General features: G+C 59.3%; 20 protein-coding genes. 7 read left to right on the top strand and 13 right to left on the bottom strand.

Annotated elements, in window-relative coordinates:
• Window positions 1-127: 127 nt before the first annotated feature.
• Together DEM27_RS15870 and DEM27_RS34965 are read right to left on the bottom strand one after the other, a co-directional pair.
• On the bottom strand, window positions 128-478 hold the full coding sequence (locus DEM27_RS15870) for a lysozyme inhibitor LprI family protein (RefSeq protein WP_109459224.1): 351 nt from the start codon (window positions 476-478) through the stop codon (window positions 128-130).
• A 76-nt stretch (window positions 479-554) separates the two neighbouring features.
• Complete coding sequence (locus DEM27_RS34965; protein WP_280954519.1) at window positions 555-689, bottom strand: hypothetical protein; 135 nt, start codon at window positions 687-689, stop codon at window positions 555-557.
• A 124-nt stretch (window positions 690-813) separates the two neighbouring features.
• Between DEM27_RS34965 and DEM27_RS15865 the strand changes: the two genes are divergently transcribed.
• Window positions 814-2,166: a DegQ family serine endoprotease gene (locus tag DEM27_RS15865; protein WP_420028830.1), complete on the top strand. Its 1,353-nt coding sequence runs from the start codon at window positions 814-816 to the stop codon at window positions 2,164-2,166.
• A gap of 103 nt (window positions 2,167-2,269) precedes the next feature.
• Window positions 2,270-3,562: a replication-associated recombination protein A gene (locus tag DEM27_RS15860; RefSeq protein WP_245445869.1), complete on the top strand. Its 1,293-nt coding sequence runs from the start codon at window positions 2,270-2,272 to the stop codon at window positions 3,560-3,562.
• A 36-nt stretch (window positions 3,563-3,598) separates the two neighbouring features.
• On the opposite strand, the gene DEM27_RS15855 is transcribed toward DEM27_RS15860, so the two are convergent.
• From DEM27_RS15855 to DEM27_RS15815, 9 genes are all read right to left on the bottom strand, one after another.
• On the bottom strand, window positions 3,599-3,922 hold the full coding sequence (locus tag DEM27_RS15855; protein WP_109459221.1) for a DUF1883 domain-containing protein: 324 nt from the start codon (window positions 3,920-3,922) through the stop codon (window positions 3,599-3,601).
• 303 nt (window positions 3,923-4,225) lie between these two features.
• On the bottom strand, window positions 4,226-4,654 hold the full coding sequence (locus DEM27_RS15850) for a GNAT family N-acetyltransferase (RefSeq protein WP_109459220.1): 429 nt from the start codon (window positions 4,652-4,654) through the stop codon (window positions 4,226-4,228).
• A gap of 123 nt (window positions 4,655-4,777) precedes the next feature.
• Window positions 4,778-4,993, bottom strand: coding sequence for a helix-turn-helix domain-containing protein (locus DEM27_RS15845; RefSeq protein WP_109459219.1), 216 nt, complete (start codon window positions 4,991-4,993; stop codon window positions 4,778-4,780).
• 231 nt (window positions 4,994-5,224) lie between these two features.
• Window positions 5,225-7,051: a TniQ family protein gene (locus DEM27_RS15840; protein WP_165823452.1), complete on the bottom strand. Its 1,827-nt coding sequence runs from the start codon at window positions 7,049-7,051 to the stop codon at window positions 5,225-5,227.
• Window positions 7,048-8,181: an AAA family ATPase gene (locus tag DEM27_RS15835; protein WP_109459217.1), complete on the bottom strand. Its 1,134-nt coding sequence runs from the start codon at window positions 8,179-8,181 to the stop codon at window positions 7,048-7,050. The genes DEM27_RS15840 and DEM27_RS15835 overlap by 4 nt, the downstream gene beginning before the upstream one ends.
• Window positions 8,182-8,193: 12 nt before the next feature.
• Window positions 8,194-10,518 (bottom strand): hypothetical protein, encoded by a 2,325-nt coding sequence (locus DEM27_RS15830; RefSeq protein ID WP_109459216.1) that lies wholly within the window; start codon window positions 10,516-10,518, stop codon window positions 8,194-8,196.
• A 10-nt stretch (window positions 10,519-10,528) separates the two neighbouring features.
• Window positions 10,529-11,374, bottom strand: a complete 846-nt coding sequence (locus DEM27_RS15825; RefSeq protein WP_109459215.1) for a hypothetical protein — start codon at window positions 11,372-11,374, stop codon at window positions 10,529-10,531.
• 183 nt (window positions 11,375-11,557) lie between these two features.
• Window positions 11,558-12,013 (bottom strand): hypothetical protein, encoded by a 456-nt coding sequence (locus DEM27_RS15820; RefSeq protein ID WP_109459214.1) that lies wholly within the window; start codon window positions 12,011-12,013, stop codon window positions 11,558-11,560.
• Between the two features lie 41 nt (window positions 12,014-12,054).
• Window positions 12,055-12,531, bottom strand: a complete 477-nt coding sequence (locus DEM27_RS15815) for a hypothetical protein (protein ID WP_128755520.1) — start codon at window positions 12,529-12,531, stop codon at window positions 12,055-12,057.
• A 793-nt stretch (window positions 12,532-13,324) separates the two neighbouring features.
• On the opposite strand from DEM27_RS15815, the gene DEM27_RS15810 reads away from it, so the two are divergent.
• Window positions 13,325-14,005 carry a hypothetical protein gene (locus DEM27_RS15810; protein WP_109459212.1) on the top strand — a complete coding sequence of 227 codons (681 nt, stop codon included), beginning with the start codon at window positions 13,325-13,327 and terminating at the stop codon, window positions 14,003-14,005.
• 39 nt (window positions 14,006-14,044) lie between these two features.
• On the opposite strand, the gene DEM27_RS15805 is transcribed toward DEM27_RS15810, so the two are convergent.
• A complete protein-coding gene (locus DEM27_RS15805) occupies window positions 14,045-16,192 on the bottom strand; it encodes a DNA cytosine methyltransferase (protein WP_109459211.1) in 2,148 nt (715 codons plus the stop codon).
• A gap of 313 nt (window positions 16,193-16,505) precedes the next feature.
• Between DEM27_RS15805 and DEM27_RS34040 the strand changes: the two genes are divergently transcribed.
• The gene (locus DEM27_RS34040; protein WP_165823451.1) at window positions 16,506-16,682 is read left to right on the top strand and encodes a hypothetical protein; all 177 of its coding nucleotides are present in this window, start codon (window positions 16,506-16,508) and stop codon (window positions 16,680-16,682) included.
• 36 nt (window positions 16,683-16,718) lie between these two features.
• Here the strand turns inward: DEM27_RS34040 and DEM27_RS15800 are convergent, their stop codons facing one another.
• Window positions 16,719-17,168 (bottom strand): PIN domain-containing protein, encoded by a 450-nt coding sequence (locus DEM27_RS15800; RefSeq protein ID WP_245445867.1) that lies wholly within the window; start codon window positions 17,166-17,168, stop codon window positions 16,719-16,721.
• Between the two features lie 273 nt (window positions 17,169-17,441).
• Here DEM27_RS15800 and DEM27_RS15795 point away from each other — a divergent pair, with 273 nt between their 5' ends.
• The 3 genes from DEM27_RS15795 (at window position 17,442) to DEM27_RS15785 (ending at window position 20,515) form a co-directional block, all read left to right on the top strand.
• Window positions 17,442-17,645, top strand: a complete 204-nt coding sequence (locus DEM27_RS15795) for a hypothetical protein (RefSeq protein ID WP_109459209.1) — start codon at window positions 17,442-17,444, stop codon at window positions 17,643-17,645.
• A 359-nt stretch (window positions 17,646-18,004) separates the two neighbouring features.
• Entirely contained in the window at window positions 18,005-18,625 is a 621-nt protein-coding gene (locus tag DEM27_RS15790; protein WP_109459208.1) for a PDDEXK family nuclease, read from the top strand.
• A gap of 9 nt (window positions 18,626-18,634) precedes the next feature.
• The gene (locus DEM27_RS15785) at window positions 18,635-20,515 is read left to right on the top strand and encodes an AAA family ATPase (protein ID WP_109459207.1); all 1,881 of its coding nucleotides are present in this window, start codon (window positions 18,635-18,637) and stop codon (window positions 20,513-20,515) included.
• The last annotated feature ends 375 nt before the right edge of the window (window positions 20,516-20,890 follow it).

Here is a 20,890-nt window from a genome sequence, read left to right as displayed (position 1 = left end):
ACCCTTCCTTCGCCTGCGGGGGAAGGGTTTTTCTTTATGCGTATGAGAGAAGCGTCTCGTCTGGAGAGCAGCTGATTAAGAACCAGCTGTTCTCCGAAGAAGCGATGTCGTCTCGTCTAGCAACGCCTCACAGCGGCCGGTTGATGTTCTTGTAGGTTTCTCCCAGCTGCTTCATGCGCTCCTCGTAGGCGGCAGCGATACAGGCAGTATCGGCGCCGCATGCCTGGCGTTTCTGCAGCCAGGCCGATTGTTCATCCTGCAAGCTACCGCGCGCACCCATGGCAAGCAGGCCGGAAAGCAATTCGAATGTGGTGACCATCCGCACATCGGCATCGTTCAACGCCCTCGTCTCGCAGATCGCCTTTTCGTCCGCCTTCAGCTCCGGCGTTTCGCAATCGAAACTGGCGGCTGCGGCGCCGGTGGTAGCGCCCGGGACCAGCAGCAGGGCAAGGGCGAGGGCAGTGGAAAAACGCGTCATAAAACTACTCCATGTTCAATCGGCAACATCCGGTGCAACCGGCATGTCTCGGTAGTAGACATGATGCAGTCCGCCGTTATGGCAAGGAAGGATCGCCGGCGATGATGGCGCGCCCCTTCCAAAACAGGGCCTTGCGGGCAGATGCAGGCGAGATGTCGAGGCTCGCTGGCGATCGTGGTTTGCCTTGTTTGTCCTGCCAGCCGTTTTCCATGCTTCCGCCCTCTTCCTTTTCTAGCGTCGAGCGTTAAAACCTGCCTGACCCGATATTTTCAAAAGGATCTTCCATGCGCGGCTTCACGATGCGTCTTTCGGCTTCCGTCCTGTCGTTTTTCCTCATGATCCCCGTGGTGAACGCGCAGGAGACGGCCAAGACCGTGCCCGAAAGCCAGCTGCAGATGCAGCTCTCCTTCGCGCCGCTCGTCAAGCAGACGGCCAGTGCCGTCGTCAACGTTTATGCCGAGCGTATGGTCGAGCGTCGTTCGCCCTTCCTCGACGATCCCTTCTTCGAACAGTTCTTCGGCCAGCGCATGCCGAACCGCACGGAGAAGCAGTCCTCGCTGGGCTCCGGCGTGATCGTCGAAGCAGACGGAACGGTGGTGACCAACAACCACGTCATCGAGGGTGCCGACGATATCAAGGTAGCATTGGCCGACGGTCGCGAATTTCCCTGCGAGGTGATCCTCAAGGACGATCGGCTCGATCTGGCCGTCCTGAAGATCAAGGACGGCGGTAATTTCCCGAGCCTGCCGATCGGCAATTCCGACGCGGTGGAGGTGGGCGATCTCGTTCTCGCCATCGGCAATCCGTTCGGCGTCGGCCAGACGGTGACGAGCGGCATCGTTTCGGCGCTGGCGCGCAACCAGGTGGTCAAGTCGGAGTTCGGTTTCTTCATCCAGACCGATGCGTCGATCAATCCCGGCAATTCCGGCGGGGCGCTGATGAACATGAAGGGCGAACTGATCGGCATCAACACGGCGATCTTTTCGCGCGGCGGCGGGTCGAACGGCGTCGGTTTTGCCATTCCCGCCAATCTGGTGAAGGTGTTCCTGGCCTCTGCCGAAAACGGCGCGAAACGCTTCGAGCGCCCCTATGTCGGCGCCACCTTCGAGCCGGTGACCTCGGAAGTGGCCGAGGCGCTCGGCCTGCAGACGGCGCGCGGCGCGCTGGTGGTCAAGGTTGCCGGCGACGGACCGGCGGCAAAGGCCGGCCTGAAGCCGGGCGAGGTGGTGACTGCCGTCAACGGTGTGCCGGTCGAGCATCCGGACGCCCTGGGGTATCGGTTGACCACGGCCGGCCTTGGCATCGCCGTCGACCTGACCGTTCTCGACAACGGCAAGGAGGAAACGGTGAAGCTGACGCTGGACGGCGCTCCGGAAACGGCGCCGCGCGACCAGCGACAGATCGAGGGCCGCAACCCGTTTGCCGGCGCCGTCGTCGCAAACCTGTCGCCGCGCGTGGCCGACGAACTGCGCATGGCGAGCGATACGACCGGCGTGGTGGTCACGGAAGTCAAGCCGGGCTCGCCCGCCGACCGCCTCGGTTTTGCGGCACGCGATGTGATCGTTTCGGTCAACGGCAATGCCGTCGACTCAACGAAGACACTGGCGGCGGCGCTGCAGGACGATCCGGGTTTCTGGCGCGTGGAAATCGACCGCGACGGACAGCGCCTGCGGCAGTTTTTCCGCTAACCGCCATTTTGCTGGCGCACCACGCGGCGTATGTCGGCAATCAGGTTGTTTGAAACAGCAGCTTCGCTCCCCATTTATACGGAGTGTAAGTTTGGAGATATGCGTGTCACTTTTCGAATCGCAGGCGCCGATACCGCTCGCTGAAGCGTTGCGTCCCAGCACCCTGGCGGATGTGGTCGGCCAGGATCATTTGCTGGGCGAAAGCGGGCCTATTGCCCGGATGGTGACGTCGGGCTCGATTTCCTCCTTCATTCTCTGGGGACCGCCGGGCGTCGGCAAGACGACGATCGCGCGGCTGGTCGCAGCGGAGGCGAATGCCAGGTTCGTCCAGCTTTCGGCGGTGATGTCGGGTGTGGCGGACCTGAGGAAGGTCTTCGAGGAAGCGAAGAAGGACCGCGGGCTCGGACGCCAGACGATCCTGTTCATCGATGAGCTGCATCGATTCAACCGATCGACTCAGGATGCCCTCCTGCCGCATGTCGAAAGCGGCGTGATCACGCTGGTCGGTGCCACAACGGAAAATCCGAGTTTCAGCCTGGTGGGCGCCTTGCTGTCGCGCGCACGGGTCTTCACGCTCAATCCGTTGGACCGGCAGGCACTGGTCAAATTGCTGGAGCGGGCCGAAGAGCATGCGCAAAAACCACTGCCGATCACGGCATCGGCAAGGGACGCCCTGGTCGACCTGGCCGATGGCGATGGCCGATACCTGATCGGCATGGTCGAGGAGCTGTTCCGGACGAATGTAACGACGCCGCTTTCCGAAAGCGACCTATCAGTCTTCCTGCAGAAACGCATGCCGCTCTACGACAAGGCCAATGACGGGCACTACAACCTGCTCAGCTGTTTTCACAAAAGCCTGCGCGGCAGCGATGTCAACGCTTCGCTGTATTGGGCGGCCAGGATGATCGAGGGCGGCGAAGACCCCAATGTCGTCTTCCGGCGCCTGGCCTGCGCCGCCTCGGAGGATGTCGGGCTGGCCGATCCGCAAGCCCTGCAGCAGGTCATCACCGCCTGGGAGGCGTTCGAGCGCATAGGCTGGCCGGAGGCCCGGCTGTTCCTGGCGCAGGCGATCGTTTACGTCGCGACATCGCCGAAATCCAACGCGTCATACAGGGCATTCGACGCCGCGACTGCACTGGCACGCCAAACCGGATCGATCCCGCCGCCGAAGAATATCCTGAATGCCCCGACAAAACTGATGAAACAATTGGGTTATCATGAGGGCTATCTCTACGATCACGATTTCCCGGATGCCTTCAGCGGCCAGATGTTTTTCCCGGCCGAACTGGGCGACAAGGACCTCGATTTCTACAAGCCCAACGAACGGGGCTACGAGCGCGAGCTTTCGAAGAGACTGCATTATTGGAAAAGGCTGAAGGGCCAGAAACCGGAGTAGCAAGACGCTTCGTGCAGAAGCTTGCTCGGCGGCGGCTCAGCCGACGGCGGGTTCCGCAGGCTGGAAGCGGGCCGGGTTGACGCTGTCGATCATCTTGACGCTCGATTCCGCCAGGCCATGCTGGCCTTCCATATCGACGACCAGGTGCCAGGGACCGGTTTCGGGAATGGTCAGCTTGATGGGGGAGCGGCGTGCGACGCCGCCGACGAACTGGTGTTTCAACGCTTCCTTGAAGGCCTGGAAGTTCCAGGGGGTCATGAGCCGGACATTGCACACGGCAGACAGGGTGACTTCGATGGCAGTGCCGGCCCGTAAGACGCCCAAATCATAATGTGTATAGCGGAAGGCCGGCTTGGGCATTCTACTTCTCTTCATCCCTCATGGACCTTGGGATCCCATGCTAGTTTTTCAGAGTTAAGGAAATGTTGCCCGCCGCCTGGAAAGCCGGTGATAATTCACGCCTTCGCAGGCATTGCGCCGCGTCAAGGTTCGACTCGACAGGATGGGGACGGCCGGTATAGCAGCCGGTTGCAGACAGGCAGGCGTGGAGTCTCCGCGGCTCAATCACGATGAAAACCATAGATCTTTCAATGGTCTGCGGGCATATCCCGACTCAACTTGCGAAACGCTTGAATCGATATATTAGCAGCAGGCTGCTCCGTCTCAGAATTTCTTCTTGAGAAAATATTGGGGAATAGCGCCGTTGTTTCCTTCAAGCTCACCGAAGAGCGTGTAACCGAGTTTTTCGTAGAACGGTCGTGCCTGGAATTCGTAGGTATTCAGCCAGATGCCGACATAGCCGCGGGCCTGCGCGATTTTCTCCGCTTCCTCGATCAATCGCGTGCCAAGCCCTATGCCGCGATAGTGTTCCGGTACCACGAGGAGCTTGATGAAGGCCCATCCATACTCATCCACGCCGTAGAGACCGCCTGTGACCGCATTGGTTTCCGGGTCGCGGATGGCGATGGCGAAATCCGGCTCCTCGGGCATAAAATCCCGCATCCTGGCGTTAAACGCCGTCAAGGCTGCATCGATGCTGGCTTTGACATCCGGGGCTGGGTTGGTGGGGATGATGTCGATAATGGGGGGCATGGCAGACAATATGGGTTCCGGCCGCATTAAAAACGTGATCTCAGAAAGTCTGATATCCAGACTGTTTTCATGGCATGTTTTGGCAGGCTTCGTCTACGCAGCTCCCCGTTGCAAAGCGTCGGCCTAATAGGCCTTCGCCGTCTGGTCCGGTTCCGACCGGCCTTGTTCCCAATCCCGCAATGTGCCGAGCGGAATTTGATAGCGTGCAGAAACCTCCTCTTGCGTCAGGCGTAACGCACGGCGGATGATCTTGATGCGCGCCATTGTCGGGGCAGCGCGGATTTCGGCAGCGCGAACGGATCGTGGAAACGCCAGAGGCTGCGGCAAAGCCAACGCCATGTTTGGCGAGGTTTGCCGCAGCCTTCTGTTCATCTCATTTGAACTCTAGCGTGAGTTCATGAGAAAACCAGTCTAGTACTGGCCAATTCAGTCGTAACCCTTTGATTTTCTGTCAGCAGGCGCGGATTCCGTACCCAGGATTGGCCATTCTGAATGCAAAAACTGGCCAAAGTATCAGGGCAACAAAAAAGCCGGGTCGTGCCCGGCTTTCCATGTGAGGTGCGGCATGCGCTAGAAGATGGCTTCTGCATCCGCCCGTCGATAGAACGGCATGCCGCCGGCAACGTACACCGGCACCACCCCATAATGGCGCAACTCCCTTTCGACAGTCCAAGTTCTCAAATTCACGCGCGTCGCTATATTCCCAAGCGACACGAACTCCCGCATGAACGTATCGAAATCTTCCTGTGCGACATATTTCTGAAGGTTCCGCGTCACGTGATTGCGCAGCTCGACAGTCGGGATTCTCTTTTCCGCCAGAAGCGCTCTGATGATCTTGCTCGATGACGGCATCAGCTTGACCAACTTGTGGATCGGGATGCAATCGTGGTTTGCGCCTGCCGTGTACTGCTTGATTTCGTCGACATCTACACGGATAGCGGCGAGGCCGTGCTCCCCGGACGCGAACGCAACTCGCTCGAGCTTGTTATTCACAAGGAGATCGATCAGTTCGCCGAACGAGCAGTTCGCTCTCTTCCTCGCCTGTTGCAGATCGATGAGACCATCGTCATTTTCGCACGTCACGGCCACCCGCAATTTCCGCAGGAACTCCTCTATTCCCGCAGGTGAAAATCGGTTGATGAAGGAGAAGGCTCCCGTTTCGTCTTCCACATCGGCCTTGATGTATCCGAGCTTCACGAGTTGCTCGAACTGTGTTCCCTTCGCGTTTAGTGCCGCCTTCGCTTCCGCTGCGTTCAGGCCTTTTTTGGCTTCGGCGACGAACCTCTCCATGGTGTCGGCGGCGACGAGAATCTTCTCGAACGTGAGTTTGGAGGCTTCCACGGTGATCAGCCCGGCAGCCGCAAGTAGCTTGGCGAGGCGTGCTGGATGAATGCCGTATTCCCGGGATGCAGAATGCACTGAGTGAATCCGGCGCTCGGTAACGGGGCCGAAGAACTCTTCACCTGGACCGAGCGGCAGGGTGTTGATCACGACCTCCCGCATGATGTGACGGATCGGATCATATGCACTGTCGTCGGTCTCATACGCGACCTTCTCGTATAGTCGGCCGAAGAGGAAGCGCCCGCCGAGATCGCTGTTCTTGCGATAGAAGCTCTCCGTTTTTCTGACGAGCCAGTCCCGGAACTCGTCCGCGCCTCCGGAAAGAATGTCGAATCCTGTGCCCGCGGCGGACGACAACTCCTGATCATTTAGAGTCTTCGGTTTGAAGCGGACCCCATGCCGCTCCGCGGCGCCGACTATTTCGCAGAGCCGGACGGCGATATACAAGGGCATGGTGTCGAGCCAAGTTGAGGCCGTGGGCATTCCCCTGAGCCGTGCCTGAACGTAGCGCTGCAGGCTGTCGGTATCCATGGGTTCCGCCTGCGACAAGAATTCCTCGACATTGGCTGCTGCAATCGCGAGATTCACGGCGAAGTCATGCATGTACTGGCGTGCATCCTCCCCAATCGGTGTGATCAGTTTGGTTCCATGGGTCTCGCAGGTTCTGATGGGACACACGAGCCAATCTATCCGGCCGTATGCTCTGAAGCCCTTCCGGCCTTCGAGGTTGCGCTCGTCGTCACGGATGCACAAGGGGCAGAGCCGGAGGCGGTACCGCTCCATGAGGGCACGCGTCAGCTTCTGGCCGGAGACGGTACTCGTCCGGTTCTCGGTCACGATCACGCCAGGAGACAGTTTCGATTCCGGCACGTCCAGAACCGAAGCGAACTGTTTGACATCCGTATCGTTGCCGACAACCAGTCCCTGAAAACGGAAGCCGAGGTCGTTTGCGAAGGATCGTGAATGGCGATATCCGCACGCGACAGCCAGCCGGGAGCAGTAGCTGGCGACGGTTTCGTCAGCATTGAAGGGAAGAAGTTCTGCAAGCCTGGTCATTGAGGGCGTACTCCGTATTTCGTTGCGTTCTTGCCCTTCGATTTGAGGCGGGATTCTTCCCAGGCTCGGTCGTCGTCGCGCAGCAGAGCCACTGAGGGTTCGAGTTCCTCCCAGTTGGTGGCCGTGAAGACGTTCTTGCTCGACCTGCATCCTGAGAATGAGGCGTAGGTCTTGATGAAGTCGTCGAGCGTAACGTGCTCGCGACTGTCGAGGATCGCTGCCTCGACCGCGCCTCGGATCATCTGGACGATAGAGCCGAATTCACCGTCGCAGGCATGTGCCATTCTCCTGAGGAAGACCTCCTTGAGCTTTCGAGGATCAGGTTCCTCGTCTCCCGACGCATAGCCGTCGAGATTGAGGCAGAGCTCCATTCCGGCATGTTCGATGACGACCGTTTCCAGGATGCTGTCGATGAGATCCATGCTCCCGTCCGCGTTGACCGTGTCGAACGGGATGACGGTCCTGCGATTGTAGAGCTGCTTGCGGGCAAGGAAGCTTGCGAGCGGAGGTACACCCGCGAGGATGAGCCGGACGGGCCAGTCAGGCATCTGGGTGAGGGACTTGAATGCATCCCCGATGACCGTGGCTTGCCGGACGTTGGCAGTCTCGATTGCATTCTGCGCCTCGTCGATGACGACCCACATGACCTTGTGCACCTTGAGAAGGCGACGAAACAGCAGCCAGGCTTCGTTCTCGCGGATGGTGTCCGGCGGCGTATGACCGAGCGCCTCGAGTCCGGCGATGGCGAGAAGACGTGGGGTGCAAGGAGAGCCCGCCTCCATGAAAATGACGGGATGAATGGTCACACCGTCCTCATCGACATAGGAGGCCATCGCCTTGAGATTGCGGACATGTTTCATGATCGCGGTTGTCTTCCCCGCGCCGGAGCGGCCGCACACGGCGACAATGCGACGCTTGTCGGGCTTTCCGGTGATCGGCGTTGTTACGCTTGCGACCAAGCCCATCAGGGCTTCTCTGAGGAGTTCGTCGCGGTCGAGGGGAATGTATTTGTTGTATAGCTGTGAGATGCGGTCGGCGACCGCAAGACGGTCATCTCCGACGAGGCTGCGAACGCGGTCAATGGCAGCCTGGCTGCGACGAGCTTCATGGTCTTTTTCGAAATCGGTCATGTGTCTGTGCTCCTATTCGTCGTCAAAGATGTTGTTGCTGATGCGGCGGACGACCGAGGTCTCCTTTGTGCCGTCCGGTGTGGCGGGGGGGCTGGGCTTGGCGGGCAGGGCGGTGGAACCGAGAGCAGGTCGGCCGCCCGTCTCGGCTTCCTGGCGGATTTCCTTCGCGCTCCTGGCCTTGGCGTAGACGATCGGCTCGATCCGGAGCGCCGCGAATAGTTCGTTGGACGGGTGCCATTCCCCCTCGGGGCGTGGTTCGCCCTTGACGGGGCCGTCGACGACATCGAAGACGTGATCCATCTTTTTCTCGAAGCGGAGATAGTCCTCGTCGGTCAGAACCGGGCTGACGAGACCTGCTTCAAGCCGGGCCATTTCCGCCTGCTGCTTGAGCCACGCGAAGGTGTCGAGCATGGTCTGGCGGGAGGCCCTCCCGTTGTCGGCGTTAAAGAGCCTGAGGCGCTCGGACGCCGCCAGCCACTGCCAGATGCTGACCCCTTCCAGCTCCCGATGAATGCAGGGAACCTCGATCCAGCCTTCTGGTGTCAGGATCGAGATCGCACCCAGGTCATGATTGTTCACGCGGCCCACAAGCTGGGCCTTGTTGTTTTTCCGGCGGATCTGCTGGAGCTCTTTGCTCTGGTAATAGAGACCTGCTACGCGATAGCCCTTTTTTGAAGCTCTGCGCGTCACGTAGGTGCCGAACAAGTGGGTGCGAAGCGCTCCGGTTGGCCCCGGCATGACCCCGTGATCCCTCGCAAGTTCGAACCAGGTATTGAGGGGAGTTGCGCCGTTCAGACCGGAATGCGGGGCGTTGTGATAGCCATCCACGCACCAGCGGATCATGCATTCCGCAACCTGGTCCGCGACCATGTTCGCGTGTGCCTCGGCGTCGTAGTCGCCCCTCTCGGCAACCGATCCCCACGTGCGGGCGTCGAAATAATTGAACATCTGGTGGCTGAAGGTCTCGAACCAGCGTTCGATGAAGCCACGCCACGAGGCATCACCTGCTCTGGGCAGGAAAATCTCGATTCCGGCATCATTGAGCGCGACACGATATGGTCGGTGGGCGAAATACATAGCGCTGTCGACTGCCACGTATTCATGCGTGCCGCCCTGCGGCCAGGGCGATTGGCAGCCAAGGCGGCGCGCGATTTCCGTCTTGTCGCGGGTCGACATCTCCAGAGCTGTCATCGCCGACTTCAGAGACGGCGGTTCCGCACTGACATGCAGGGCGACGATGCAACGGGTCGCTACGCAGATCATCGCCGTGATCGTGAGACGGAACCGCTTGATTTTCTTGCGCTCGGCTTTCGACAATTTTTTCCAGATGCCGATCTTGACCAACAGCGACTGGAGGTCGGTCTCATGGTCGTCGCACTCGATCCGCTCGAGCGGACGGATCACGTCGATGCCGCCTGATTCTGGTTGCCATTCCCGACGGGCGGCCTCCTTCCCATCGCGACCGAGGTCGCGCCACATCTCCGGCCGGGCGTTGAAGCGGTTGCGGAGGGTTTCCTCGCAGGGAATTCTGAGCTGGTCATCAGGCCCCCGCAACTTGTTCTCTGCTTCCATCTTGAACGTCATGTCTCGATGGATCGCGGCAAGGTCGGGCCTCGTGGTCGAGCAGGCCTCGTGGATTGCCGCGTTGAGATGAACGAACTCGTCCGCCGTGAAATATTCGGGGCGGTCTCGCCTGTAGTCGTTCCTGAGGCAGATGGGATCGAAGTCGTTCAGCTCCATCTCGAGAATCCAGCCCTTGACGGTCGAAGGCTTGGGCTCGAAGAGCGCGATGTTTGCCTTCGTGCGATACGTCAGGGCCTTGGCACCCGTCACACGGGCCTGCATTTCACGCCACTCGTGGGCGATCACCGGAATGATGCGAAGAAGCGGTTCCCGCGACTTGCTGACGACGGGAGGCTTGGGCAGACCATGGATACGGGCGAGTCGTCGCTGCTCCCTGTAGTCCGCTTGCATTTCGAGAAACTTCCGAACAAAGAACTCCTTACGCAAGACATCGTCCTGATCGGCGGGGGACAGGGTCGACAGGCTGCTGGAGCCGGAGAGACGCGCTTTGGCCTTGCTCTTGCCGTAAAATCCGAACTCGACCATCATCGGGTTGAGAGGGCGGTTGAGCCGTTCGTTTAGCTCCGGCTGCGTGAAGCTGACGGTCGCATTGGTCTCATCCATACGGCGCAGGACGGCTCCACTCCGGTCGCAGTAGAGGACGCAGTATTCGATGCCGAGATCCTTCACCCGGGCGTTTTCGGGGAGCCGGATATATGGCAGCGAAACAGGATTGTGCTGAAGGGCGAGAATCTGTCTGAGGTCGGGCTGCATGTCGTTGCTCTCAGTTGACGTGATTGAATCTGACGTAGGGGGCATCGACGAGCCTGAGATCCGGGCGGACCTGCATGAGGATCTCGTCGTGGATCAGGCACCAGACCGCGTTGCGGCCATAGGCTGGGATCTCCCACCCCGCGAGGAGATCTCGGATGTGGACGGTGCCGTGGAAGCGTGATGCGTATTCGCGAAGGCGATCGTTGTCGGCCGCAACGGAATGCTTGAGCGCACGCAGGATGCTCATTGCATTCCAGCAGCGCGCATCGGTGGCTTCCCGCTCGGTGATGATGGTGGCTCCGTCGGCGAAGCCGTGGGGCAGGTTCCGGTCCAAGGTGCCGATGGTGTATTCCAGGCCGTCCTTTTCCAAGAGGTAGGTCGGGCGCACTCCCACGACGATCACGGTTCCTGTCGCCATCGTGGTTCGGTAGTCGATGGTGTGCTGTGAGGTGCCGTCCTCCTGCGGGATCGGAACCGCGGACGGCTGGTCTTCCACGAGCATGACGTGCTTCGAGGCGCACATCATGTAGGCGAGATTTCGCTCGTAGGTGCTCGAGTACGTGATCGCCTTGCACGTCTTGCTGTTGACCATGGTGCCGCGGCTGTGGCCCTTGGTACGGGAAGGATACCACCTGGAAGGCGTGGCCTCTTCGGTCGGCTGCCATACCCAGGGAATGCCGGTGAGGCCTGAATAATCCTCTTCGTCGTGCGGATCGGATTCGAATGGGACGTAACGGCCGGAGAGGGGCTCGTTTGCTTTCAGGAAGACGGTTTCGATGGGCAGGGGGAGGAAAGTTCGATCGAAACCGGATTCCAGCTCCTTCATGTATCGGATGACCTGGCGAATACGCGTCATTTCGAATTCCTTTGGGACGCGACTCTCCGTTCCCGGCGGGCAGTCGCCCGCGGGGCTGGAGGGTCTGTTGTTGGGATGGGCATGGCTCCGCCGTTCCGCGCGGTGGGGCGCACGGCGAGGCCGGATTTGCGATGTGTGTGGGAATGTGCCGCTTGCTGGGTTAAGCGGCCTGACGCAACGGAATCAGTTTATCTGTGCGTAGTGCTGCTGGATCTCGGCGAGTTTCACTGACACATAGGGCTCCCTCAAGCCCTCTGCCCACAGTCTCCTGCGCAAGGCCCCGAGAGGGCCTTTTTCCACCATCAAGGGCTCCTGGAGCAGGACTTTGGAGATTTCGTCGTCTTCACGGAAAGAGCGCGCCAGTTTCGCGAAAACTGCGGGCGAGGGGATCGGCAAGCTGATGCCCAGCCGCCGGAGGGCTGGGCCAGCCTCACACTCGATCATGTAAATCAGAGAATTGTGGGCCAAATCATCGCCGATTTCCGGAAATTGGGCCTGCTGGATGATGGCGTTCAGCGTGGTCGCGAAGGTTGGTGCAAGCATTGGCTCATCCTGCAGTATATCGCTTGCCCACCTGAGGACGGAGGGGTGGAAGTCGGCCAGTGTCGTGTAGAAGGCGGTCATTTCTTCGTGAAACATTGTGGTTTCCTTGTTGCGGGGGAAGTTGCTGATCGTGGAACTCAACCGACCGTCTCGCCTTGCGCCGCCACTTCGGTTGCGGCAATCTTCGTGCGAAGCAGGCCGAGAAACGTCTCGTACGAAGGAAATCGCAGCGGCGGGGCATCAAGCTGCTCGCTCATCTCGACCAGCGGGGAAGCCATGAATTCCCATGCCTTGCGTTCTTGAGAGGGGAGGTCCGCGGCGATGCCGAGTGCTTCCTGGATGGCCGCTTGCTCGAGTTCGTCGTACTGGAATTCCCGGCGCAAATTGGCGGTTCTCGTTCCCTCGGTGAGAATATCGAGGGCGTTTTGCATGAGTTCGCAGGTCCTGCGATTGTCCATTTCAATCTCCCTATTCATGAAACGTTTGTGTGTGAGGCCGGATTCGGTTACAGAACCCAGCATTGGCGGTTGAGCCGGTCCTCGGCGTGAGACGAGGTGTCGAGGGCGTATTGGTGCCGCGAACAGCGGGCACGGTTCTTCGACGGCAGGCTTCATGTCTGAACCTTCCTGGTTGTCGTGATGCAGGACGCACGATGCCGTTCCGACGATGGATGCTCGTCGGGATCATGGTCTCGGATGTTTGGGAAGCAAGGCTATGCGCCAGGCGGTCGCTGGGCTTACGCCCTAGGCATGGCCTGGGTCAGGTGTTAGCAACATATATTACGCATGTGTGGTTCCTTTCGATCATCAGCACAGACTGAGTTCCCGGGGCATATGGCCTCGGGCCGGAACAAGTACATACTCGGATTTTTTTCGTCCGTATGGAGGGAAAATGAAGGTCGGTTCACTTTTTTTGGAGGACCCGGATACTTCAGTCGGTCGAAGAACCCGCGCAATGGCGCAGATCGTCCGCTAGACGGCGGCACTGGACCGAAGGGCTATTCGCCCTGATATGGCTGCGAAATGGTAGGTCATTGCGCTACTCGTCAGCTTCGATGAAGAATATTGAGGACGAAAAATCGCCTGACGTCAACGGTAGTTACTACAAAAAATTCCGGATCGACGTTAGGTGTGGTCGGTAATATTCGATCTCTCTTTCCTATTTCGCGCATTGTCAACTTTATGTGCGAATCCTTCGTTGGGAATATTGTCGATGATCTTCATATACTTGTCCTGTTGATTCTCTCTCCGCGATCGCAACAAAGACAGCTTGACGACTCCGGTTGGATTTCTCGTCCCGACACGGCCTTCGTCGAAGCGAGCCCGGACACTGTCGGCATCCGTTGTCGGTTGCATCGCCGCCCCGCAGCTTTCTGGTGAGCAAGACGGCTCACAGGGGAGGCTGACGATGCGGGAAAACGTGAAGGGCGTGGTAGCGAAGATCGAACAGGTGCTTGGTCCGGCATACAGGAGCCTCGGGCTGACCATGGTGATTGAGGAGGATGGGGGAGAACTGGCAGTTCGTTTCCAGGCCGGCCCCAGGGTCTTCTCACCTATGTCACTCTGGTTCGGCGTGGACGTAGACCGCGATGTCACTCTTCAGGACGCGACGGTTGCCGTGAATTGCTACGATCTTATCGAGGTTGGCGACAACGGGTGGATCCACTGGTGGTACCTGCAGGATACGAGCCATCGCATAGAAGGCACCGACGAGGAGATACTCGCGGGCATGAAAGAGGAGATGATGACGTATACCGTCATCGACGTCGACTATTCCCGGCCCAGGATCATCCAATCCACCGCTTTCGCGCTTGCGTGGGAGGAGGCGGTTCGTGGTACCACTCAAGTCAACGACATCGAGGAAGTGATCGTCGAACGTGATAGCGTCCGGGAGACGGAGAGCTTCGTTTTCGAGGATGTGCTGGGCCGAGAGTTCCGAGTCTCCTATCCTTTCGATGAAGAGATTCCGGCTCTCATCACCATCGATGGCAGGAAGGTGCTGGAGATTCGCCAGCACGAAAATGCGGAAATGGAACAGGCATTGAACGCGCTCTTTGACCCGAGGAACCTGCCAAGGCACAGCCGTTAGACGAGAGGACTGCCCTTTGCTTCCGAGAGTGTCTCAGGTTTATGCGTCCCATGTCCGATCGCCGGGATATGGGTCGCCTTCCGGCCAGCCGTCACCCGGCATGGCGACGCCTCGCTTGAACCTCGTCTTCCAAGTCTCGGATGGCACACCATCATCCGGCTCGTACCGCCCCGCATTCAGATTGATCTTCGGCGGTGTCGCACCGATCGAGCCGCGTGGAAGAGGCGAAGTCATCAAGCTCTTCTGATTAAAGGTGACTCCGGTAAGTGCCGTGTAGATCGCCTGCGCGATCGATCGTGCGAGCCGTGGAGGGAATGCGTTGGTGATCTGCCGGATTTGCTGGCTCCGATCTCCGGAAAATGCCCACTCGTCCGGAAAGTTCTGGAGGCGTTGAAGCATCCGGATCGTGAGACATGGAAGGTAGTCGATGCTTGTGATATCGGCGGGGGTTGGCGGGCCGCCGGCCAACTTCCTGACATCGAAGCCGGCTGCTGCCCAGGCCTTGGCGGTGTTGTCCTGAGCACCGTTGGCGATCCCGGCAATGGTCGGCGTGCATCGTCCACCGTATTCCCTGATCCAGTGGTCCGCCCACTCGTCGAAACGCTTCTGTTCAGCGGAGTACCCATCGCTGGTTTCTCCGTCGCGAGGGCGCGTTTCCGGAGGTGTTCGATGCACCATCAACAGGTCCTCCAGCACATTGACGGTGCTCGCGTCAGCGGTTCGAGGCATGTTGAAACGATGCAGCAGCCCGTCCGCAAAGCCGACAATGACAATGCGTGTCCGAGCCTGGCCAATGCCGAAATCCTTGCCCTCCAGTTTTTGGATCGTGACTTCGTAGCCGAGATCGCGGAACGCGGCGAGTGCCCGGGCTCGGTGGTCTGAATGCCTGTCGAACATGAAACCGGGAACATTCTCGAAGAAGAAGGCCTTGGGTTGCGCTTCCCGCACGACCCGCACGGCTTCGTTCAGCAGGTCGCGATCGTCCATCTTCCCCAGTCCGCCACCGCCTTGGGAATAAGGCAAGCAGGGAATTCCTCCGGCCACCAGGTCGATACCACGATAGCGGACGAAGGATTCATTTCTGACGTCCTTCCTTATAACCTTCCAACGGTACCAGTTCCGTCGAAGCGTGGCTGCCGCGTCGTCGTCGTTCTCGTAGAGTGCGACAGGGTCGAATCCTGCGGCATGGAGGCCAATGGATTGGCCGCCGGCACCAGCGCAGATCTCCACGCAGTTCAGACGGAACGGAGGTTGGGCAACCGGATACTTCCACGGGCTTCCGATCTGTTTCGTGTCGGGAGACAGGAATACCAGCCCCTCCCAGATGTCGAATCCGATGGTTTGGGATTCGTCTGTCTGGAAATCGAAGCCTATCGGTTCTCCGAAACGTCCGGCCACAAAGGATTTCAGCGACAGATGCGCCTTGGCAAGGCCGGGGCCGAGTTCATCGCCCCGGGCGAGGGCGGACCGCCATTCGTTTCCTGGAAGGTGCTGGCGCCCATAGACCCGTTCGAATTCATCGAGTGCGGCGGCAGCCTCGGATCGAATCCTTGCATGGCTGGCCTTGTAGCCAGCACTTTCTATGTCGGCAACGTACTCGTAGACTCCCCAGCCTTCGGGTACCAGCAGGTGCTCCTCGAAGAATTCGTGGATCATGTCGAGCAGCCCGTCCACGCGCCGTTCCAGGGTCCTTGCGGTCAGCCGAGCGGTTTGAGTTGCCCTGTCTTCGAGAGCGGACAGCCGATCATCCCTGCGGTTCTCGTCGTATGACCGGGACATGCGGCGGAGATCGGTCTTGAGAGCGTCGACATCATCGGCGTCCAGCCGCAGCCCGGCATCAATGCGGGTGAAGGCTTCGATGCGGGTGGCTTCATCGGCTTTCGCGATCGCCATGAGCGCGGAAGGCGGCAGGTATGCCTTGGTGATGGTTTTCTCGCGCCCGCGGAAAACTTCCCCGAAGCGCAGCAGCGTATTGGCCTCGGCCCGGTCTATGGCGCACTCCGTGCTCAGGAATTCCCGTAGGTCGATTTCCGGGGCGACGTGTGCGAGTTCCTCGATGAGTTTGCCAAGCTTGAAGAAACGTCCCCCGATCTCGGCATGGACCTTCAGGATTTCCCGTTTCGTCTTGCCCATGGCCTTCGCCTGGACATCATCGAGCACCGGCTTGTTTTTGACTTTCCGCGCCATCGCAGGCTCTCCGTTTCGGGTAGTCGTACCGCGGCGGAATTGCTGTCCCGGAAAGGGATTGATTAAAACTCTAGCTATCCTGTTCGGAGCTAGCCGGTCATGCCGACGGGAAGGTGTAAGGCGCCTTCGGGAGCTTGGGCAGATCCTATGTGCTCAAGCGGCTCTGGCGCTGATGGCAATCGCTACCCGATTTCGGAAAACCCTTCGTGGACGTTGTAGCGGCGTCCTTCAGGCAAGCTGCAAAATGGGTTAGCATGTAAGCCAAAGCTCGTAACATCTCCGCGATGGCGGACTGTCGAAATCGGAGATTGGCATGCCAGACCATGGAAAGAAGGATGAGGCCGAAGCCGGTGAGGCTGGCGCGATCGGGGAAATGGCGGCCGACAATGAAACGCTTGGCGATGCACTGTCAAAGGTGGGATTCGAGCCGGCCAAGGTCGGCCGCAAGATCGTATCTCAGGGGAAACGTAGGGAAAGTCTGAAGAGGTGAGGCTCCATCAAGCCGGAAAAATAGGATTTCGGTGCTCTATTGAGTGTCGTTTCCCGGGACGATCGAACCGTAGGCGCTAGGGCTGGTGAGCTTGGGCAGAGCCTTCTCATGCGGGTCGGGCTCGGTTGGATCGAAATATGGCAGAGGCACCTCGAAGCCGGGATCCACGAACCATCGCGCCTTCATAGGGTGGTACACGCCGGGTAGGGGAAAAAGTTCATCGATCTCGAGAAAATCATCGACGTTCGCAGTGAGAATCGGCATCCGGTGGACGATGGCGACGGCCGATATCATTAAATCATGTCCGAGCCTGTTGCTTTTCTGGCCGCTCTGAACGGTCCACATGTGCCGGAGGCTGGGGACAGATGTCATGCTGGCGTAGACCGTTGCCACCTCCGTTGTCATTTCCGGAAACGGAAAGGCCATGGAGGTAAGCTCATCTACCCAGTTGGCGATGAGAAGCGCTCTCTGGGGATCATCCTTCACCCGAAGGTGGGCTCCGCGTAGCAGTTCTGCTACGACTGGATAGCAGAGTGCAAGACGATGTATGCCGACGCGGAGGAGCCAGGGGCGCAGACCGTTCGGCGGTTTCACGCGACCCATAAGGCTGACGATGTCCGTATCCAGTAGAAGAATAGGGTCTGTCCGCACCGTAACATCCTGTGGTCAGAAACTGCCGTCTTGAAAAACTCTGAGGTGCGATCCAATTCGTTCGCTATACTGCGCAGGCTGGCATGATGTCGTCCGAGAGAGGCCCAGATGACGCGTGATTCCGATTGGCAGAGACACGAGGCCGAGGCCCGCATCCAGGAAGTTCTGGAAGCAGCTAAAACACGCGGCACTCAGAGAGTGATCGACACCGACGGCAGATTTGACGTTACGTTCGTTTCTGGCAAAAAGACGCTGGAAGAACTCTTCTCCCGGCCCGGTCCCCTTTCGGACGATGACGATACCAATCTCTGATCAAGTTTTCTGCGACTACGGTGACAAACCGTAACCGGCGACGGCAGAACCAACAAGAGAGGGTGTGTCGATTTTCCGTGGCTTCGGTCTATCGCACTGATTGATATGGCCGAATCGCGGGTATCACCCGTCATGGAATGCTTAAAAACCTCCGTTTTTCGCAGCAAAAAGGCGCTGCCGATTTCCCATTTGTGAGCCCGGTCTCACTGCGGCGAAGAATTCTGGTTGACGTCCGAATTTGTGTTCACTAAATGTTCTATCCATGAGCAACAGGTTTACGTCCACCTTCCGAATACGCTGACGGCTTCCCGGGACCGTTCCCGGCACCGCCCAGTTCGCTATTCGTTGGAGGGACGGTCATGAAGACCTTATCCGCTCATGCCGCTGGTGATGTCGCCAGCGATCTCCAAGACTACCGCCCGCTATTTCCATTCGCCACGTTGAAGGCCGTCGGCCACCCCGTATTCCGATCCCAGGAAGCGCGCGATTACGCATGCCTCCTGGACCTCGACCGAGACGTCGTCTCATGGCAGCCGTTCACTTATCAGATCGCCGACGATGTCGGTCAACGTCGCCTTCGCCACCATGTCGACTTCATGGTTCAGACCATGACCGAGCGTTTGATGGTCGAGGTCTGCACAGGAGATGACGAGGCTTCGGAATGGCTTGAGAATGTGCTCGCGATGGCAGGGTACCGTTATCAGTTGGTGCGCTTCTCCGATCTCAATCCGGTTCGCCTCCACAATGCCAGGGACCTGGTGAGGTATGCCCGATATGAAGCAACGCTTGGAGATCGTATCCGAGTGCTTGCCGCCTTGGAAGAAATGGGCACGCTCACATTGACCGAATGCCTCACCGCCGTATGCGAAGGGCGTGCGATGGAGACGATCGCTTCCCTGATCCTGCGCGGCCACCTCGATGTGGACGTCGATGAGAACCTGCTTGGCCCGGACACGGTCGTCCGCCCGCGCGCGAAGTAGGAGGCGGGCATGAATAAGAAACCCATCGAGCCTGATGCCACGCTCGAAAACAAGGCCTATGGCTATGCGATCCGCAGTGCACTTCGAAAATGCGGCCTTTTTCTCCAGATGCGTTCTGATTCAAAAGTCATCGGGCTGACAACTCCACCGGATGCTGCGTTCGAAGCTTACCGCGACGCCACGAGGGCAGTGCTCAAATCGAGCGATGCCTTGGATCACTATCATGTCGCGTCGATCATGTTCAGCAGACGCGGCGAGACGATGTGCGAGGATGCCCAGGATACCGTACGATTGAAGTCGGCCGTGGTCGTCCTGATCGAGAGCGGCTGCAAGATGCCCCCTGAGTTCGAACTTGCATTCGACCGGATTGTTCAGGTGGATCCGGTAAAACCGGCACATCTGATTTCGGCTGCCAAGGACGCTTGGCGGATTCGCATTGGGCGCGAACATGCGGTGGCGCTTGCACAGTATCGTCCTAAGGAGCTGTTTGCGGCATTACGCAAGGGAAGGCCGATCGATGCCGTGCTCGGTAAGCTCGCCGTGGCGACCAGTGCCAGGAGCCCGGCCAAATGGGAACCGCGCCTCGAAGAACTCGAGGGGTACGGCCACGCGCGGGATTGGGGAACGAACCTCGTGTCTGATCTGGCGGACTGGAGGGTTGGAAGGATTGCCTGGCGGGACGTGGACGCTGGCCTGCTTCTTTCCGGACCGCCGGGAAGCGGCAAGACGCTTTTTGCGCAGGCGCTGGCTAGGTCGTGCGGCGCGCATTTCATCGGTACGTCAAGTGCACAATGGCAATCCAAAGGGCACCTGGGGGACCTGCTTGGGGCCATGCGCAAGTCGTTTCGGGATGCTAAGGAGAATGCGCCTACAGTTTTGCTGATCGACGAAATCGACGCGATCGGAGACAGGCGATCATTCCGGGGGGACAACGCGGGCTATAGCACGCAGGTCGTGAATGCCCTCCTGGAATTGTTGGATGGCTCGGATGACCGCGAGGGTGTCGTTGTCGTGGCGGCGTCGAACTACCCGGACAATCTCGATTCCGCCTTGAGACGGCCCGGTCGCCTTGACCGACACATCATCATCGACCTTCCTGATCAGGCGGCGAGAGCGCAGATGCTCGCAACCCATCTCGAGCTTAGTTCCGGCGCTACCGAGGCTCTGCAGGAAACCGCGAAGGCGATGAGCGGATATTCGGGCGCATTGATTGCACAGGTCGCGAAGGATGCCCGCCGGATTGCGCGCAAACAGGGCAGGGATGTGGAGGCCGCGGACGTGCTGGCGCTCGTGCCGCCCCTTGCTGCCCTCGGAAGCGCGGAGCGTTGGGCAGCATGCATCCACGAAGCCGGGCATGCTGTCGTCGGCCTCGAACTCGCTGTAGCCGAGATCGAAATGATCGTCGTCGCGAAAGAGGTGGGGCATCGCGATGGTAGCATTGGGCACGTTCAATGGCGGAGGCGGGTGACACGCAGCCGAAGCCGTCAGTCCTATCTCGATGAGATTGCCATGATGCTCGGTGGCATGGCTGCCGAAAAGGTCGTTCTCGGGGATGTTTTCGAGGGCTCAGGCGGTGCCGATGGGTCAGACCTTCAGCGGGCTTCGGACCTTGCCACTCTCATGCTTGCCAGCATGGGCCTGGGGGCACTTCTTTACTGCGATGTTTCGACATCAAAGGACCTCGATGAGCTTCGACGGCAGAATTCTGTGCTCCGGCGGCAGGTTGAACGGCTTCTCGAGAAGCAGCTCGAACGCGCTGAGGAGATTATCCAGGCCCGCACGAAAGACGTGCACGGGCTCGCCGAGCTCCTCATGGGGCGCGATGTCATTCTTGGCCAGGAGGTCCTGCGACTTATCGGACGGTCTCCGGGAGATCACACGGCTGCTTGATGGCCTTCGAAATGGAACGGCACTTTCGGTGCCGTTCGACCTCGAGTGGCATCGTCGCCCACGACAGGATCATCAAATCCTTGTCGCCGAAGAACTAAGGCGCTAGCGCAATCCGGCGGATCAGCAGGAAGGTCACTATACCCGTGCATCCGATGATCGCCGTTACGGCAAGCGCGACCACGTGACCCCGATCGCTCCCATCGCCAGTGCCTGGGCACCCGCCACAGATGTTAGCGATGAGCTTCCAGTCGGGTGCCCGTCATAACGTAGAAGTTGCTGGCTTTCGCGACGAGGCCTAGCGGATGGTGCCTTATCGCCTCCAGTTCGCGCGGCGGTAGAACCGCGGCCCCGCGCTGCTGGAGGAACTGTTCTATC

The organism is Rhizobium album, assembly GCF_003122325.1.
Lineage (GTDB): Bacteria > Pseudomonadota > Alphaproteobacteria > Rhizobiales > Rhizobiaceae > Metarhizobium > Metarhizobium album.
The sequence above is the reverse complement of the archived record's forward strand: the minus strand, read 5'-3'. Positions and strand labels throughout refer to the sequence as shown.

Coding starts and splice junctions, on each gene's coding strand:
- DEM27_RS15870 (WP_109459224.1), bottom strand. CDS start 478: ATGACGCGTTTTTCCACTGCCCTCGCCCTTGCCCTGCTGCTGGTCCCG.
- DEM27_RS34965 (WP_280954519.1), bottom strand. CDS start 689: ATGGAAAACGGCTGGCAGGACAAACAAGGCAAACCACGATCGCCAGCG.
- DEM27_RS15865 (WP_420028830.1), top strand. CDS start 814: ATGATCCCCGTGGTGAACGCGCAGGAGACGGCCAAGACCGTGCCCGAA.
- DEM27_RS15855 (WP_109459221.1), bottom strand. CDS start 3,922: ATGCCCAAGCCGGCCTTCCGCTATACACATTATGATTTGGGCGTCTTA.
- DEM27_RS15850 (WP_109459220.1), bottom strand. CDS start 4,654: ATGCCCCCCATTATCGACATCATCCCCACCAACCCAGCCCCGGATGTC.
- DEM27_RS15845 (WP_109459219.1), bottom strand. CDS start 4,993: ATGGCGTTGGCTTTGCCGCAGCCTCTGGCGTTTCCACGATCCGTTCGC.
- DEM27_RS15840 (WP_165823452.1), bottom strand. CDS start 7,051: ATGACCAGGCTTGCAGAACTTCTTCCCTTCAATGCTGACGAAACCGTC.
- DEM27_RS15835 (WP_109459217.1), bottom strand. CDS start 8,181: ATGACCGATTTCGAAAAAGACCATGAAGCTCGTCGCAGCCAGGCTGCC.
- DEM27_RS15830 (WP_109459216.1), bottom strand. CDS start 10,518: ATGCAGCCCGACCTCAGACAGATTCTCGCCCTTCAGCACAATCCTGTT.
- DEM27_RS15825 (WP_109459215.1), bottom strand. CDS start 11,374: ATGACGCGTATTCGCCAGGTCATCCGATACATGAAGGAGCTGGAATCC.
- DEM27_RS15820 (WP_109459214.1), bottom strand. CDS start 12,013: ATGTTTCACGAAGAAATGACCGCCTTCTACACGACACTGGCCGACTTC.
- DEM27_RS15815 (WP_128755520.1), bottom strand. CDS start 12,531: ATGAAGCCTGCCGTCGAAGAACCGTGCCCGCTGTTCGCGGCACCAATA.
- DEM27_RS15810 (WP_109459212.1), top strand. CDS start 13,325: ATGCGGGAAAACGTGAAGGGCGTGGTAGCGAAGATCGAACAGGTGCTT.
- DEM27_RS15805 (WP_109459211.1), bottom strand. CDS start 16,192: ATGGCGCGGAAAGTCAAAAACAAGCCGGTGCTCGATGATGTCCAGGCG.
- DEM27_RS34040 (WP_165823451.1), top strand. CDS start 16,506: ATGCCAGACCATGGAAAGAAGGATGAGGCCGAAGCCGGTGAGGCTGGC.
- DEM27_RS15795 (WP_109459209.1), top strand. CDS start 17,442: ATGACGCGTGATTCCGATTGGCAGAGACACGAGGCCGAGGCCCGCATC.
- DEM27_RS15790 (WP_109459208.1), top strand. CDS start 18,005: ATGAAGACCTTATCCGCTCATGCCGCTGGTGATGTCGCCAGCGATCTC.
- DEM27_RS15785 (WP_109459207.1), top strand. CDS start 18,635: ATGAATAAGAAACCCATCGAGCCTGATGCCACGCTCGAAAACAAGGCC.